General features: G+C 73.3%; 17 protein-coding genes. 12 read left to right on the top strand and 5 right to left on the bottom strand.

What is annotated here, in order from left to right; translation table 11 throughout:
* Positions 1-12: 12 nt before the first annotated feature.
* The 4 genes from ACERUN_RS11170 to ACERUN_RS11155 form a co-directional block, all read right to left on the bottom strand.
* Positions 13-1,332, bottom strand: a complete 1,320-nt coding sequence (locus ACERUN_RS11170; protein WP_370290027.1) for an HNH endonuclease signature motif containing protein — start codon at positions 1,330-1,332, stop codon at positions 13-15.
* A 127-nt stretch (positions 1,333-1,459) separates the two neighbouring features.
* Positions 1,460-1,861: a hypothetical protein gene (locus ACERUN_RS11165; RefSeq protein WP_370290026.1), complete on the bottom strand. Its 402-nt coding sequence runs from the start codon at positions 1,859-1,861 to the stop codon at positions 1,460-1,462.
* 68 nt (positions 1,862-1,929) lie between these two features.
* Positions 1,930-2,595, bottom strand: a complete 666-nt coding sequence (locus tag ACERUN_RS11160) for an enoyl-CoA hydratase/isomerase family protein (RefSeq protein WP_370290025.1) — start codon at positions 2,593-2,595, stop codon at positions 1,930-1,932.
* A 24-nt stretch (positions 2,596-2,619) separates the two neighbouring features.
* Positions 2,620-3,879: an NADH:flavin oxidoreductase/NADH oxidase family protein gene (locus ACERUN_RS11155; RefSeq protein ID WP_370290024.1), complete on the bottom strand. Its 1,260-nt coding sequence runs from the start codon at positions 3,877-3,879 to the stop codon at positions 2,620-2,622.
* Positions 3,880-4,088: 209 nt separating this feature from the next.
* On the opposite strand from ACERUN_RS11155, the gene ACERUN_RS11150 reads away from it, so the two are divergent.
* From ACERUN_RS11150 to ACERUN_RS11115, 8 genes are all read left to right on the top strand, one after another.
* Positions 4,089-4,667, top strand: coding sequence for a TerD family protein (locus ACERUN_RS11150; RefSeq protein ID WP_370290023.1), 579 nt, complete (start codon positions 4,089-4,091; stop codon positions 4,665-4,667).
* Between the two features lie 39 nt (positions 4,668-4,706).
* Positions 4,707-5,285, top strand: coding sequence for a TerD family protein (locus ACERUN_RS11145; protein WP_370290022.1), 579 nt, complete (start codon positions 4,707-4,709; stop codon positions 5,283-5,285).
* A 64-nt stretch (positions 5,286-5,349) separates the two neighbouring features.
* Positions 5,350-6,450 carry a toxic anion resistance protein gene (locus tag ACERUN_RS11140; RefSeq protein ID WP_370290021.1) on the top strand — a complete coding sequence of 367 codons (1,101 nt, stop codon included), beginning with the start codon at positions 5,350-5,352 and terminating at the stop codon, positions 6,448-6,450.
* Between the two features lie 24 nt (positions 6,451-6,474).
* The gene (locus ACERUN_RS11135) at positions 6,475-6,978 is read left to right on the top strand and encodes a hypothetical protein (protein WP_370290020.1); all 504 of its coding nucleotides are present in this window, start codon (positions 6,475-6,477) and stop codon (positions 6,976-6,978) included.
* Positions 6,978-7,544 carry a TerD family protein gene (locus ACERUN_RS11130; protein ID WP_370290019.1) on the top strand — a complete coding sequence of 189 codons (567 nt, stop codon included), beginning with the start codon at positions 6,978-6,980 and terminating at the stop codon, positions 7,542-7,544. The genes ACERUN_RS11135 and ACERUN_RS11130 overlap by 1 nt, the downstream gene beginning before the upstream one ends.
* Before the next feature lie 17 nt (positions 7,545-7,561).
* Positions 7,562-8,659 (top strand): hypothetical protein, encoded by a 1,098-nt coding sequence (locus ACERUN_RS11125; protein WP_370290018.1) that lies wholly within the window; start codon positions 7,562-7,564, stop codon positions 8,657-8,659.
* Positions 8,660-9,127: 468 nt separating this feature from the next.
* Positions 9,128-9,796: a DUF6629 family protein gene (locus tag ACERUN_RS11120; RefSeq protein ID WP_370290017.1), complete on the top strand. Its 669-nt coding sequence runs from the start codon at positions 9,128-9,130 to the stop codon at positions 9,794-9,796.
* A gap of 244 nt (positions 9,797-10,040) precedes the next feature.
* On the top strand, positions 10,041-10,346 hold the full coding sequence (locus ACERUN_RS11115) for an excalibur calcium-binding domain-containing protein (RefSeq protein ID WP_370290016.1): 306 nt from the start codon (positions 10,041-10,043) through the stop codon (positions 10,344-10,346).
* 60 nt (positions 10,347-10,406) lie between these two features.
* On the opposite strand, the gene ACERUN_RS11110 is transcribed toward ACERUN_RS11115, so the two are convergent.
* Positions 10,407-11,027, bottom strand: coding sequence for a TetR/AcrR family transcriptional regulator (locus tag ACERUN_RS11110; protein ID WP_370290015.1), 621 nt, complete (start codon positions 11,025-11,027; stop codon positions 10,407-10,409).
* A 72-nt stretch (positions 11,028-11,099) separates the two neighbouring features.
* Here ACERUN_RS11110 and ACERUN_RS11105 point away from each other — a divergent pair, with 72 nt between their 5' ends.
* The 4 genes from ACERUN_RS11105 (at position 11,100) to ACERUN_RS11090 (ending at position 15,306) form a co-directional block, all read left to right on the top strand.
* A complete protein-coding gene (locus tag ACERUN_RS11105; protein ID WP_370290014.1) occupies positions 11,100-11,279 on the top strand; it encodes a hypothetical protein in 180 nt (59 codons plus the stop codon).
* Positions 11,276-13,237 carry a hypothetical protein gene (locus ACERUN_RS11100; protein ID WP_370290013.1) on the top strand — a complete coding sequence of 654 codons (1,962 nt, stop codon included), beginning with the start codon at positions 11,276-11,278 and terminating at the stop codon, positions 13,235-13,237. Before ACERUN_RS11105 ends, ACERUN_RS11100 begins: the two co-directional genes overlap by 4 nt.
* Positions 13,234-14,148 carry an oxygenase MpaB family protein gene (locus ACERUN_RS11095; protein WP_370290012.1) on the top strand — a complete coding sequence of 305 codons (915 nt, stop codon included), beginning with the start codon at positions 13,234-13,236 and terminating at the stop codon, positions 14,146-14,148. Before ACERUN_RS11100 ends, ACERUN_RS11095 begins: the two co-directional genes overlap by 4 nt.
* 93 nt (positions 14,149-14,241) lie before the next feature.
* Positions 14,242-15,306, top strand: coding sequence for an NAD-dependent epimerase/dehydratase family protein (locus tag ACERUN_RS11090; RefSeq protein ID WP_370290011.1), 1,065 nt, complete (start codon positions 14,242-14,244; stop codon positions 15,304-15,306).
* Positions 15,307-15,354: the final 48 nt, after the last annotated feature.

Genomic DNA, 15,354 nt, shown 5'->3' with positions numbered 1-15,354 from the left:
CGCGGGCAGACGCTATTCGCGCTGGGGGTGGGTGCCGGTGGGGGTGACGAGGAACCGCCTGCCGAGGGGGCTGGTCCACCGGTAGATCCCCGGCGCCAGCGCGGTGTAGCGCCAGCGGCTGTGGGTCTTCGACCGGTGGTGGCGACGGCATAAGGGCGTGAGGTTGCAGGGGCAGGTGGCGCCGCCCTGGTCGTAGGGCGTGCGGTGGTCGAGGTCGCAGCTGGTGGCCGGGTGGGTGCAGCCGGGGAAGCGGCAGGTGTGGTCGCGCCAGGTGGTGTGGCGGCGGAGGCGGTCGGGGATCTCGTAGGCATCGACGTGGTCGCAGTCGGCGAGGTCAACCACGGGTCGCACCGTGATGTGGGAGGCCTGCTGCAACCACTCCCGGATCTGAGTCGTCGCGACCGGCCTGCCGTTGCAGCGCCCGACCGGGTTCTCACCCGTCAGCGACTCCGGCGTCAGATGGACAACCACCTCGGCCTTCCTTCCCACGGACGCGGTGACGAGTTCGCCGGTGCTCTCGTCGACCGTGGTGAGGTCGAGCTCGAGGTCGTTGCGGGCCATGTCGCCGAGTGATCTGGCCATGCGGACGTCGTGGGAGGCGTCGTCCCCGAGCTGCGCCCGCGTCGCCGCCCGCCGCTTCGCAGCGGCTTCGAGGTCGGCGGCGTCGCCGGCGTCGAGGGTGGCGTCGAGGTAGGCGATGCCGTCGGGGCTGGGGTCGGAGAACCGCACACCCAGCTGCTCGCACTCGCGCTGACGCTGGGCCTCGGCCAGCTCGGCGTCGAAGCGCTTGATCGCCTCGTCGATCAGCCGGTCCAGCTGGGCCCACGACACCTTGTGGGCGGCGAACAGCTGACGGTCCACGAACCCGGCCGCATCAGCGTTCAGATCGATCGTCGCGTCGGCGATCTTCATTGCCCGCCACGGAGCCAACCGCCCAGAGATCACAGCGGCGTAGACGTGCGGGAGTCGCCAGGCGCATTCCAGGATCCGTGCGACGTAGCGGCGTCCACCCTCCGGCGTACGACCGAGGACCGCGACCAGCTCCATCAGGGCGAACTCCGCCACCAACGGCGCACCCTCACCCGCGAGGCGCACGCCGGTGTCGAGCGCGGCGACCACGTCCTCGACCTCTCGCTCGCTCTCACCGTCGTGGAGGTTGCGCTCGGCCCAGGCCACGATGCCCTGCCAGGTGCGGATCTCGGAGGCCTGACGCGCCGCCTCCTCACCCACCAGCACATCCAGCAGCGCCGACGACGCGACGCCGTCGAACGGCGCGACAGGACCGTCGTCCACCCCACCGTTCACGTCGTCGAACCCATCCCCGAGAGTCATACGAAGATGGTGGCACGAACCCCCGACACAACCCGAACGTGCCGCAGAACCCTGTGGACAAGTGCTTTCCCCGGCGCTCATCGATTCCCGGGAGGTCCTCCGCGATCTCCGTCGACCGTCGGCGCTGCTACCGCTGCAACCACCACTCGAGGTTCATCTGGAAGATGAAGACCGCGATCAAGCCCACGACGGCGAACGCCGGGAGGCCGACAGCGATCCCAACCTGGCGGCGGGCCCACCGCGCCGAGCCGCCGATCCGCTGCTCGTGGCGCAGCACCCGCCGGGTCAGGAGCCCGGTCAGGACGACCAGCGCCGTCGCGATGCCGGCGTAGGGCAGCATCCGGGACACGTCCGTGCCGTTGACGTCGCAGGTGCTCGCGTCGCGACCGGGGAAGCCCGGCCCGCAGCCAGGCGCGAACCCGTCCTGCAACAGCACCACGAGGGCGATCAGGACCGCCACGGCGCTCACTGTCGCTCCCGTCATGAGCGCGAGCACCGTGGGGGTTCTGCGGACGTCGGTCAGGACCATCTCCCGAGGCTAGGACAGCCGGCGGCCCCGAGCGGTGCGATGCGGGGTAGAGATTCGCCCGAGGCCCCTCAGCTGTCGTGCGAGCGCAGCGCGGTGGCGGCGTCGGCGAACATCGTGGCCTTGATCGCGGCGATGGTGTCGGGGTTCTTGCCCGCCAGGTGCGCGACGAACCCGCCGGCCCGCTCGACCAGGTCGGACTCCGAGGCGACGGCGTCGACGATCCCGGCCGCGAGCGCGTCGGGGCCGCCGAAGCGTCGTCCGGTGGTCATCGAGTCGACGGCGGCGCGGGGGGTGAGCTTGGCCTGGATGAGGGCGGCCATGCCGGAGGTGAAGGGGATGTCGATGTCGACCTCGGGGAAGCAGAAGTAGCCCCGGTCCTCGCGCATCACGCGCCAGTCGCAGGCGATCGCGAGCATCGCGCCCGCACCGAACGCGTGGCCGTTGATCGCCGCCACTGTGGGCAGCGGCAGGGTGAGCAGACGCGCGAAGAGCTCCTGCACGCGCACCACGTAGTCGCCGAAGCTGTCGGGGTTCTGGCCGAGCCAGTCGAGGTCGAGGCCGTTGGAGAAGAACTTGCCGGTGGCGGTCACCACCAGCGGTGCGGGCGAGGCGAGGGCGGCGTCGAGGGCGGCGTGCACGTCGTCCAGCCAGGTGGGGCTGAAGCGGTTCTCGGTGTCGCCCAGGTCGAGCACGTGCAGGTCGGTGCTGGTGAGGCGCACTGCGGTGGTGGTCATGCTGCTCCTTCGGGGAGGGGGAGGTCAGGACTTCGCGCGCGGCGAGCGCAGGCTGCCGATGCCGTTGGCGATGAGGTACTGCCCGACGTTGAGGGCGGCGTGGCGCTCCGGTGCCGGTTCCTTGCCCTTCGCCATGCGCCACATCTGCACGCTGTAGAAGGTGAGCTCGGTGAGGTTGTCGACGAGCGGGAGGCCCATGCGGTGCGGGCGCACCACGCTCTCGTCGACCCGACCCGCGAGCAGGTCGGCCGGGAAGTCCGGCTGCACGGTGAGGGGGCGGCCGAGGCCGACGATGTCGACCGCGCCGGAGGCCACGGCGTCCACCATGCCCGTGGCGGTGCGGAAGCCGCCGGTGAGCATCAGCGGCAGCGTGGGCAGCTCGGCCCGCACGCGCTCGGCGTAGGCCAGGAAGTAGGCCTCGCGTCGGCGCGTGCTCTCCTTGAGCGACGGGTCGACCCCGAGCATCGCGGACGACGTGTAGGTGCCGCCCGAGACCTCGAGCAGGTCGACGCCGGCCTCGGCCAGGGCGTGCACGACCTCGAGCGACTCGTCCTCGCCGAAGCCGCCCTTCTGGAAGTCCGCGGAGTTCAGCTTGATGCCGATCGGCACGTCGGCGCCCACCTCGGCGCGCATGGCGCGCAGCACCTCGAGCGCGAAGCGGCGACGCTTCTCCGGGGTGCCGCCCCACTCGTCGGTGCGCAGGTTCGACAGCGGCGAGAGGAACTGGCTGACGAGGTAGCCGTGGGCCCCGTGGATCTGGACGCCGTCGAAGCCGGCGCGCACCACCGTGCGGGCCGCGGCGGCGTAGCGGGCGATGAGGCCGTCGATCTCGGCGCCGGTGAGCTCGCGCGGCGTCGCGAAGAGCTTCGCCGACCCCGGCAGCGCCACCGCGGACGGCGCGACCGGCCGCGGCACGAGGGTGCGCGGGGTCTGGCGGCCCGGATGGTTGATCTGCACCCAGGCGCGCGAGCCGCCGGCGCGCGCGGTCGCGGCCCAGGCCCGCAGCTGCTCGAGGTGGCGCTCGTCCTCGACGATCACGTTGCCCGGCTCGCCCAGGCCGTGGCGTCGGTCGATCATCACGTTGCCGGTGATGGTGAGGCCGACCCCGCTGGGCGCCCATCGGCGGTAGAGCCGCTGCAACCGCTCGCCCGGTGCGCCGTCGCGTTCGGCGAGCCCCTCGCTGAGCGCCGCCTTCGCGAGCCGGTTGGGCACGACGAACCCATTGGGCAGGGTGAGCGGGCGATCGAGCAGGGAGCGGTCGGTGGCGCGGGGCGCGGTGGTCACGGGAACTCCTCGTCGGGGCGGGCAGGCGGGGGTGCGGCGATTCTCCCCGATGGCCCACGGCCGGTGGTGCGTCGTCCGGGTGCCTGCGTTGGTGCGGACCGTGCTGATATACACGCATCATCGGGGAAGGTCCGCCGCGCGACGGATGGGCGGGCGTTGCTCCGACCACTACTGCGAGGCCCGGCGAGGTCCGGGCCGGAGGAGGGATCATGGTCGTATCGCTCAGCAAGGGCGGCAATGTCAGCCTGACGAAGGAGGCCCCGGGCCTCACGAGCGTCTCGGTGGGCCTGGGCTGGGACGCCCGCACCACCACCGGCGCCGACTTCGACCTCGACGCCAGCGCGCTCGTGTGCCGCGAGGGCAACAAGGTGCTCTCCGACGGCCACTTCGTCTTCTACAACAACCTCACCACCCCCGACGGCACGGTGCGCCACACCGGCGACATCCGCGACGGTGCCGCCGCCGGCGACGACGAGGCGATCGAGGTCGACCTCGCGAAGCTGCCGGCCGAGGCCTCGGTGATCCCCTTTGCCGTCACCATCCACGACGCCGAGTCGCGCGGGCAGAACTTCGGCCAGGTGCGCAACGCCTACATCCGCGTGGTCGACCGCTCCAACGACAAGGAGCTCGCTCGCTACGACCTCTCCGAGGACGCCTCCACCGAGACCTCGATGATCTTCGGCGAGCTGTACCGCAACGGCGCCGACTGGAAGTTCCGCGCTGTCGGCCAGGGCTACGCCGGCGGACTCGCCGGCATCGCCGGCGACTACGGCGTCAACCTCGGCTGATCCCGCCCACCCCGGATCCGAAACCCCCAAGGAACCCACATGAGCGTGTCACTCTCCAAGGGCCAGACCGTCTCGCTGAAGAAGAACGACGGCGGCAGCCTCACCCACGTCCGCATGGGCCTGGGCTGGGACGCTGTGAAGAAGAAGGGCTTCTTCGGCGGCTCGAAGTCGCAGTCGATCGACCTCGACGCCAGCGCCGTGCTCTACGACGCGAACAAGAACGTCGTCGACCAGGTCTGGTTCCGCCAGCTCGCCAGCAACGACGGGTCGGTGCGCCACAGCGGCGACAACCGCACCGGTGCCGGCGACGGCGACGACGAGTCGGTCACCGTCTTCCTCGACCGGCTGCCCGCCAACGTCGCCACCATCGTGTTCCTGGTCAACTCCTTCACCGGCCAGGACTTCGGCCAGATCGAGAACGCCTACTGCCGCCTGATCGACGAGACCAACGGCCAGGAGCTCGCCCGCTACCAGCTCACCGGCTCGGGCACGCACACCGCGCAGATCATGTCGAAGGTCAGCCGCGACGGCGGCGGCTGGTCGATGACCGCGATCGGCTCCATCGCCAACGGTCGCACCTTCCGCGACCTGCTGCCCGCCATCCACGCCAGCCTCTGAGCCCGCCGGCCCGGCCGGGTGCGCACGCCGCGCCCGGCGGGGCCGGGTCATGGAGGAGTGACCCGTGTCCGCCACGGAGAGCGCCCCGGGAGGCGTCGTCCTCACGCCACCGCCGGCGGTCGGTGACATCGCCGCCGAGCAGGCGGTCGGCTCGGTGCCGCTGGCACCCGAGCGCGACGCCGCGCTGCTGGCGCGCGCACGCGCCTTCGCCGACGACCTCGCGGCCATCGACGCCCTCGCGCCGGCCTTCGCCGCCAAGGTCGCCTCCATCACGACGATGGGCGCGCGCGACCTGCAGGACGCCGCCCGCGCTGCCACCCAGCTGCTCGACCGGCCGGTGCTGGGCGGGGGCGGGGCGTCGTCCTCGGTGATGGGTGCGCTCGCGCAGGTGCGCGACGCGCTCGCCGACATCGACCCGCGGCGCGAGCGCTCGGGCCTGGCCGGATTGGCCGGCAGGTTCGGACGGCGCCGGGCGGAGACGCCGTCCTACGCCGACGCGTTCCGGGCCGCGGAGAGCCGCCTCGGCGCGCTGATCCGCGCCCTCGACGCCGGACAGGACGACCTGCGTAAGGACAACGCCGCGATCGAGATCGAGAAGGCCAACCTCTGGGTGGCCATGGAGCGCCTCAACGACTACGTGGTGCTCGCCGGCCACCTCGACCGGGCCGTCACCGCTCACGCCGACCGGTTCGACGCCGCCGGCCGCGGCCACGCCGCCACCGTGCTGCGCACCGACGCCCTCCACGCGCTGAAGCAGCGCCGCCAGGACATGCTCGTGCAGCTCTCGGTGTGCGTGCAGGGCTACCTGGCCCTCGACCTCGTGCGGCAGAACAACCTCGAACTGGTGCGCGGTGTGGACGCCGCCCTCACCGCCACCGTCGCCGCCGTGCGCACGGCGGTGGTCGTCGCCCGCGCCGAGGCCCAGCAACGGGCGCTGGGCGAGCGGATCGAGGAGCTCACCCGCGCGAGCGCCGAGGCGATCGAGGCGGCGGCCGAGGGGGAGGACGCCGACCAGGACGCCGCCCTGCAGCGCCTGCGCATCGCCTTCGCCGACGTCGACGCCACGATGGACGCCGTCGACCGCTTCCGCCGCACCTCGCTCGACACCGTGGCGCGCACCGTCGACTCGCTCGGACGCCGCGTGGGCGCCGCGGATCAGCGGTGAGCGGGCGGCTGCGATGATGAAGCGATGAGGTCCTGGCTCCAGCGCTTGCGCGCCGACGCGTCGTCCGCGGGCGCGGGCGCGGGTGCCGGTGGGCACGACCCCGACTCCCCACAGGCCCTCGCCCACGCCCTCGACGAGCTCGAGGCGCGTATCAATCGCAACGGCGGTCGCCTGCCCACCGCGGCCACCGTGGCGGCCCTCGACGTCACCGACCTCGTCGGCCAGCTGCTCGAGACCACGCTGGACGACGCCGTGCCCGACGTCGAGGTCGTGCTCGCCGTGCGCGGCCTGGTGCGCGACTACCTGCCCACCACCCTCGACCGCTTCCTCGCCCTCGACCCCTCGGTCCTCACCCGGCCGCTGCAGCACGGCCGCAGCCCGGTCGAGCAGGTCGTCGACCAGCTCGCGGCGATGGCCGATGCGGCCGCCGACGTCCTCGCCGCCACCCGCGCCCGCGACACCGACGCCCTGGTGTCGCAGGGCATCTTCCTGCGCACGAAGTTCTCCCGATCGGACCTGGATCTCTGATGCCCGCCCCCCTGCCCCGCGGCGCCAATGCGGCGCTCACCCGCGAGATCCCCGGCCTGAAGCGGGTCACGCTCGGCGTCCAGTGGGACGCCGGCAACGACGACGTGCTGCACGGCTCGCTCGTGATGACCACGCTGCTGTGCGACGCCGACAGCCGCGCCCTCTCGCCCGAGCACCTCGTGTTCTTCAACCAGCTCAGCTCGCCGGAGGAGTCGGTGGTGCAGGCCGAGCAGGCGCTCGGCGGCGACCAGGAGCAGGTGATCGTCGACCTCGCCGCCGTGCCGGAGGAGGTCGACCGCGTGCTGGTGGCGTTCTACGTCAACGACAGTCCCGGCCAGCACCGCACGCTGGGCCGGCTGCGCAGCCTGCGCGTGCGGGCCGTGGACGCCGACAGCGACAGCGAGCTCGTGCGCTCCGAGGACCTCGCCGCCGCCCTCGACCGCGAGGACGCCCTCACCCTCGGCGAGCTCTACCGCCACGCGGGCGGCTGGAAGTTCAAGGTGCTCGGCCTCGGCTATACCGGCGGCATCACCGCGCTCGCCCGCGACCACGGCCTCACCCTCTGAGGGCGTCGGAGCAACGTATGCCCCTCGACCCCGCCTCCGCCCGACCCCGGCCCGACCTCGGCTTCCTCGCCGCGCGATCGGCCCGCCGGGCCGCGCCTGCGTCTGCGCCCGAGCCGGTGCCCGAGCCGGTGCCCGAGCCCGCGCCCGTCGAGCCGCCCGCCGCCTCGCCCGTCGAGCCGCTCGAGCCGCCGGCTCCGGTGAATCCGCTCGAGCCGCCCGCCACTGCGACCCCGCTCGAGCCGCCCGCCACTGCGGTAAACCCGCTCGAGCCTCCGGCTCCGGCGAACCCGCTCGAGCCGCCCGCCCCACCGCCGGCCCCCGCCGGCCCGACGATCTCGCTCACCCCGCCGAGCCCGCCGACCCCACCGTCGACCGGCGGCTCGCTGCTCGACCTCTTCCCGGACGACGAGCCCGCCTCGCCGCCCGCGGCGGCGGCGCCGGCACCCACCCCGCCCGCTCCCGCCGCGGCGGGCGGCGCGTCGTCCACGAGGGCGGCGGCGCGCTGGCAGCGCCCGCGCCTCGACCTCGAGGGCCGCATCACGCTGGGCGGCGCAGTGCCGGCGCTGACGCTGTCGCGCGTGGCCTCGGGCATCGGCGCCATCACCATCGACCTCGCGGTGGGTCAGACACAGGGGCCGGTCGGGCTCGCGGGCGTCTACGAGCTGTGGGGCGACGCAAGCGCCCCCGACTCGCCCGATCCGGCCGCGCGGCCGTCGAGCTCGGTGGTCACGCGGGACGCGCGGGAGGCGCCGACGCGTTCGCGTCGTCCGGTGCTGCTGGCCGGGCGCGACCGCTTCGATCGCGTCGCGATCGACCTGCGTCAGGTGCGCCGCCTGCGCCGCCTCCTGCTCGTGGTGCGCCGACCGATCGGCGTGCCGATGACGATGCCGTGGGCCGGTGCGCTCGTGGTCACCACCCACGCAGGTGCCCGCGTGGATGTTCCGCTGGAGCCGATCGGCGCCGCACCCGCGGCGGCGGCGCTGGCGGTCTACCAGGTCGACGGCGAGCTCGTGCTGCGCGCCGAGGCCCGACCGGCCGGCAGCCTGCGCGAGGCCGCGCAGGCCTTCGGCTTCGAGGCGATCACCTGGCTCGACGACCACACGCCGCTGCAGTAGCCACCGTCCTTGCACGCGCCCCGACGGCGGATCCCGTGGGCGCCACGCCCGAGCGGCGCGCGGACCTCGCGGCCGGGGCGGCGGCCGGCGTCCAGGAGCTCGGCCACGCGGCGCTGCCGCCCCGGTCACCGCTCGGCTTGTAACACGCCGTCACCCGGTCTGGGCGGCGGTTGTCAGTCGTTCCGGCCCCGGATCGACCCCGGGAACGACTGAGAAGTGGCGAGTAGTGAGGTGGACGGCGTGTTACATGCCGCGGCACCCGCCGCGGCACCCGCCGCGCGCACCCGGCCTGCACCCGCCACCCCGCCCGAGCCGGTGGACGACGACGCGCGACGTCACACGCACGCCTCCCGGATGGAGGTGGTCGGCGGGGGTAACTGCGCCTACGAACCAGTGGGGCCACTCAGCGTCGCCGGCCCTCTTCCCACGAGCGCGCACGGCCGCAGGCCTGCACCAGGAGGCCGCGGCATGTGCTTCTCCCCTGAGATGGACCTGGTGGCGGGCGTCGTCATCTCCGGCGTCGGCATCGACACCCTGCGCCGCGTGCGCGACCCGAAGCACCTGCCGCTGGCCTCGCTTCCGCTCGTGTTCGGCGTCCACCAGCTCGTCGAGACCCTCGTGTGGTGGGAGCTGCAGGGGCAGGTGTGCCGCGAGGCGGGCGGTATCGCGGCGCGCGTCTACCTGTTCATCGCGCTCTTCCTCGTGCCCGTGCTGGTACCCCTCGCCTTCCGCTCCTCCGGCCTCGGCCGCTGGCCCGTGCTCGACCGCGCCTTCATCGCCGCCGGCACCATCGCGGGTTGCGTCAGCCTGTGGGCGCTGCTCGACGGGCCCGTCGGTCGCCGCATCGACAACCACTGGATCTCCTACTCCGTGGGCCTGCCCGCGGCGACGCTCGTGGTGGGGCTCTACGTCTTCGCCACCTGTGGACCCGGCATCCTCGCGCGCTCGCTCAAGCTGCAGCTGTTCGGCGTCCTCAACCTCGCCGTGGTGGCGCTGCTCGCACTCGTGGCCACGACGGCGCTCATCTCGCTGTGGTGCTTCTGGGCCGCGCTCACGAGCGTGCTCGTGAACCTCTGGGCCCGCCAGCTGTCCCCCCGCGCCAGCGGCGACCGGGTGCTGGAGCCCGCGCGCCGCTAGCCGTGCTCGGGATCGGGGTCGGGCACGGGTCTGCGGGGGTCGCCGTGGGTCTGCGGTCTACCAACACATTTCGTCGTGTTTCGACCGAAAAGACGACAAGGATCGTTGGTGGACCGAACCCCGGACGCCGCGCATCGGCGTGCGAGCGGAAGGCCGACCTGGGGGATCGCCTCAGCCGCGCGTCCAGGTCCTGTCTTTTGCCAAGTTCCTGACGGCGAGCGCGCGCCGTGACACCGTCGGGCCCATGACCCCCTCTCGGAAGATCGCCGCGGCGATCACCAGCGCCCTCGTCCTCTCCCTCGTCGGCACGGCGGGCGCCGCCGGTGCCGCCGATGCGGCGCCCGCCGCCCGCAAGCCCGCGTGGTCGAAGAACTGCACCGCCCTCAACCAGAAGTGGGCGCACGGCGTGGGCAGGGCGAGGGCGAAGGACAGCACGTCCGGCAAGCCCGTGACCACCTTCCTGCGCTCCGACAAGCTCTACAGCGAGGCGATGAGCTACAACCGCGGCCTCGACCGCGATAAGGACGGCATCGCCTGCGAGAAGCGCTGAGCGATCGGCTCCGACGTCCCGACGAGCCTCCCGTGAGGCCGTCACGCCTCGGGTGAGCGGCTACCTGGGCCGTGCCGCCCGCCGCATCCGCGCCGTGGCATCCACGCCGATGCCGACCACGAGCTCCACGAGCTCCTCGCGCGTGACCCCCGACTCCCCGCGCAGCCACGTGGCCACCACGTGGTGGGTGCCGGCCACGAGCAGGCTGCCGAGCAGGCGGGTGGCCTCGGTCGACTGCTCGGGGCCGACGAGGCGCACCAGCAGGTGCTCGGTGAGCAGGTCGGTGCCGGCCTCGCGGGCGGCCAGACCTGCCTGGCTGCTGCTCGCCTCGAGGTAGAAGCGGGCCACGCGGGCGTCGTCCATGGCGTCGAGGGCGCTGCGGGCGGCGACCTCGAGGAGGTGGGCGGGGGAGTCGTCGGGTGGGTCGGAGGCGGCGATGGCCTCGCCGACGCGCACGAAGATGCGCTCGAGGGCGGCGCCGACGAGGGCGTCGGTTGACTCGAAGCTCTCGTAGAAGTAGCGCTTGCCGATGCCCGCGCGGGTGCTCACCGAGGCCACGGTCACCGCGGCCAGGCCGCCCTCGCCGACGACGTCCAGCACCGCCTCGAGCAGCCGTTCGCGGCGCTGGGTGCGGCGTTCGTCGCCGGGGACGCCGCCGTAGGCGCGGGGGGAGGTCGTCACCCGAGCATCTTGACAGAGCGCCGGGCCCGCTGGGACATTTCAGGAACCGGGTGGTTCCGGTTCCTGGGCGGAGTGGCGACGATGGTGTGCTGCGTGATGGCGATGGCGGTGATGAGCGGCCTGCTCAAGCTGCGGCGGGTGCTGCGCGGCGGGAGGGCCGAGGCGTCCACCGCCTTCGCGCCGCCCGCGCGCTACGGCGCCGAGACCGTCGAGCCGGCCGAGCGGGCCCAGCGGGCCGAGGTGGCGGCATGACTGCGCTGGGCGCCGGTGGCGCGCACGACGCCGCCGTGCGCGACGTCGACTACGTGCAGCTGCCGCGGCTCGACGCGCACGCTCCGCTGCTCACCCCGATCGCGCGCCGCGCGATGGCCCGCTCCGGCGCCGTGCTCGCCGCGATCTGGACGACGGGCCTGCTCCTCGCCACCCTCGGCGAGGGGCGGTGGCAGGTGGTCGGCGCCGGGCTCATGGTGCCCGGCGGCCAGCACCTGGCGAGCGGTCACGCGGTGCACGCGCTGATCTCGGTGCTCGCCCTCGCGGTGGCCGTGATCATCTGGTGGATGATCGGCGCCGTCGTCGCGCCGGTGGTCGTGTGGGTGGGCGACCTCGCCCTCGCCGCGACGATGAGCCACCACGACCACGCCGAGCCGAGCAGCGTCGTGGCGGCGGCGGTGGCGCTGCCGGGCGTCGTCCTGCTGAGCCTCGGTGTGCACGCGGTGCGCCATGCCCGTCGGCGTCGCACCGCCGCCGAGCTGAACGCGAGCGTCCTCGCCGCGCCGGCCGCGATCACCCGGGTGCCCTCGAGCCCCGAACCGCCCGTACGTGAGGCGAGCGCCGAGGATCTCGAGCGCCTGCGCTTCGCCCTCGACCTCGCGCTGCAGCCGCTCGAGGCCTTCGACGGCTTCGACCGTCGCGACCAGTTCCGCGAGGCGGCGCTGCGCTACCAGCTGTGCGTGCTCGGCTACGGCCTCGCGGCCTACGGCGCGAACGTCGCCCCCGCCTTCTCCGGTCACCTGGCCGCGGCCCACGCCCGCTCGATCGAGAAGTTCAGCGACAAGCGCGTGTGGGGCTACTGGGCGCTCGAGAACGCCTGGGGCCGGCTCTCGCTGAAGCGCGACCCGGTCGACAACGGCGACAACGTGATGCTCACCGGCTGGCAGGGCGCCACGGTCGGCATGTTCGAGTCCCTGCACGACGACCGGTTCTCGCGCCCCGGCGGGCTCACCTACCGCTGGAGCGACGACGAGGCCTACGGCTACGACCTGCCCGGCGTGGTTGACTCCATCGTCGCGAACTTCGAGCGCTCGCCCTTCACGCTCTACTCCTGCGAGCCGCGCTGGATCTACCCGGTGTGCAACACCTTCGCCATCAACACGCTGCTGATGAGCCGCCGCCTGCACGGCAGCGACGGCTTCGACCGCCTGCAGGGGCAGGTGCGCGATGCGTACGCCGAGGAGTTCCACCGCCCCGACGGCCGCATCATCGGCGTGCGCAACGAGGACCTCGGACTCTCCTGGAACATGTGGGCCGGCGAGGCCGTGTGGCTGCCCACCGTGTTCTGGCTGCACCCCGCCTACCCCGACCTCGCCCACCGCTCGTGGCGGCTGATGCGCGAGACCGCCCTGCAGGAGCGCGACGGCGGGTTCCACCTGCCCCGCGGCCTCGCCAACCGCGTGGACGGCGGCACCTACTCCTTCGGCGGCGAGGCGTTCGGCCTCACCCTGCTGGCGATGGCCGCCCGCGAGATCGGCGACGAGGAGGTCGCCGCCCGCGCCCTCGCCCAGGTGGACGACGCCCTGCCCACCCTCCGCTCGGGCGGCGCCGCCCGCTACGACGGGCTCTCCACGCAGGGCAACCTCTACCACCTGATGGCGCGCTTCGGCCGTGCCTCCGGGCTGCGCGACCTCGTCGCTCACGGCCTCCCGGAGGCCTGGCGCACCGGCCCGCGCCTGGCCGAGGCCGCCTACCCCGACGTGCTCGTGGCCCGCGCCGTCACCGACGGCGCCGCGCTGCGCTGCGTCCTCCGCCCCGGCGTGGACGACGGCCTGCGCACCCTCCTCACGATCGACCGCCTCGTGCCCGGCCGCGCCTACCTGGCCGCGGGCTCGCTCGAGGGCCAGGTCGTGGCCGACGCCGACGGGCGCGCGACGCTCACGGTCGACCTCGCCGGACGCCACGAGCTGGTGGTCGAGCCGATCGGGGCGGTGGCGTGAGCGTCCAGGCGGCGCCGGGGCGAGCGTCGTCCACGGGGCGGATGAGCGGGGCGCAGGTGCGCCGGCGCATCGCCGTCCTCGACCCCGAGCGCGACGCCGACGAGATCGCGCGACTGAGCCTGGTGACGCTGCACGGCCACGACGCCTTCGTCTACCTGCTCTTCACGGTGGCCTTCATGAAGCAGGTGGCGGTGCCGACGATGGCCCGCATCCTGCACCGCCGCGGCACCGGCGACATCCTGCGCCACACGGCCAAGCGCAACGACGACACGATCGTGTTCTTCGGCCACCTGCTCGACCACGGTCCGACCTCGCCGGTGGGCAGCGCGTGGATCGAGCGGATGAACGCCATCCACGCCCACTTCCCGCTGCGCAACATCGACTCGCTCTACACGCTCTCGACGCTCGCCCTCGACCCGCACGACCTCACCGCGCCGTTCGGCGTGCAGTTGTTCAGCGACGCCGAGCGTGAGGCGCAGTTCCGGTTCTGGCGGGGCGTCGCGGTGGGCCAGCGCATCGCGGACCTGCCCGCCGATCGCCACGAGCTCGCCCGCTGGGCCGAGGTCTACGAGCAGGCGGAGTACGCGCCCAGCGCCGAGGGGCGCGAGATCACCGCGGCGCTCATCGCCGCCTTCGGCGAGCGTCACCTGCCCCCGCCGCTGCGGCGCCTGACGCCCCAGGTCATCGCCGCGGTGAGCCCCGAGCGTCTGCGCCGCGTGCACGACCTGCCCGAGCCGAACGCCGCGGTGCGGGCCGCGGTGGCCTCGACGCTGCGCGCCTACGCCGCCACCGTCGACGTCCGCCGGGTGGCGGTGGATCGGTCGTTCGTCACCTCCTTCGGCGACGCCCGCTACGGCCCGCGCGGGCCCGAGGAGGTCGGCTACCAGCGCGGACGACGTTCGGTCGGCTGAGTCGTCTCGCCGGGCGGTGTCGCCGCCGCCGCTCAGGGGTGCGCTGCCATCATCGCCAGCGACGGATCGTCCACCCGCCGGGAGGCAGCAGCCATGACCACGATCGACCCCGCCGCACCCGTTCTGGTGACCGGAGGCAGCGGCTACCTCGCCTCCTGGATCGTGCGCCAGCTGCTGGAGGACGGCCGCACGGTGCGCGCCACCGTGCGCGACTCGCACAAGCCGAAGGGTCTCGAGCACCTGCACGCCCTCGCCGAGGCGCACCCGGGCCGGCTCACCCTGCACCGCGCCGACCTCCTGGACGACGGCAGCTTCACCGAGCCGATGGCCGGGTGCGAGCTCGTCGTCCACACCGCCTCGCCGTTCATCATCGGCAAGGTGAAGGATCCCGAGGCCCAGCTCGTGCGCCCGGCCCTCGAGGGCACGCGCACCGTGCTCGCCAGCGTGGAGGCGACGCCGTCGGTGAAGCGGGTGGTGCTCACCAGCAGCGTGGTGGCGATCTACGGCGACAACGTCGACCTCGCGGGTCGCGAGCGCTTCACCGAGGACGACTGGAACACCACCAGCAGCGTCGACCACCAGCCCTATCCGTACTCCAAGACCGTGGCCGAGCGGCTCGCGTGGGAGATGGCGGGCGCGCAGAACCGCTGGGATCTCGTGACGATCAACCCCGGCCTCATCCTCGGCCCCTCGCTCACGACGGCCAGCGCCTCGGGGTCGATGACGACGATGGCGCACTTCGTCGACCTGTCGATGGCGGCCGGCGCTCCGCAGCTCACCAACAGCGTGGTCGACGTGCGCGACGTCGCGCGCCTGCACATCACCGCCGGCGACACCCCCGCCGCGCACGGGCGCTACATCGCGGTCGCCGAGTGCGTGAGCATGCTGGAGATGGGCCGGATGCTGCGCGGCGCCTTCGGCAACCGCCTGTCCTTCCCGACCCGCGAGCTGCCCAAGGCCCTCATCAAGCTCGCCGCCCCCACGGCCGGCCTCACGCGGCGCTTCGTCGAGCGCAACGTCGGCTACCCGATCGCCTTCGACAACTCCCGCACGGTGGCCGAGCTCGGCATGACCTTCCGCCCGGTCGAGCAGAGCGTCGTCGAGCACTTCCAGCAGATGATCGACGACGGCCTGGCGAAGGGGAAGCGCTCGGCCTGAGGTCGCCGTTCTCCCGGGCCCCCAGCCGATTCGCTGTGTTCGAGCGCC

Source organism: Nocardioides sp. (assembly GCF_964229035.1).
Classification (GTDB): domain Bacteria; phylum Actinomycetota; class Actinomycetes; order Propionibacteriales; family Nocardioidaceae; genus Nocardioides.
Note: the sequence above shows the minus strand (reverse complement) of the source record. Positions and strands in the feature narration are given on the sequence as shown.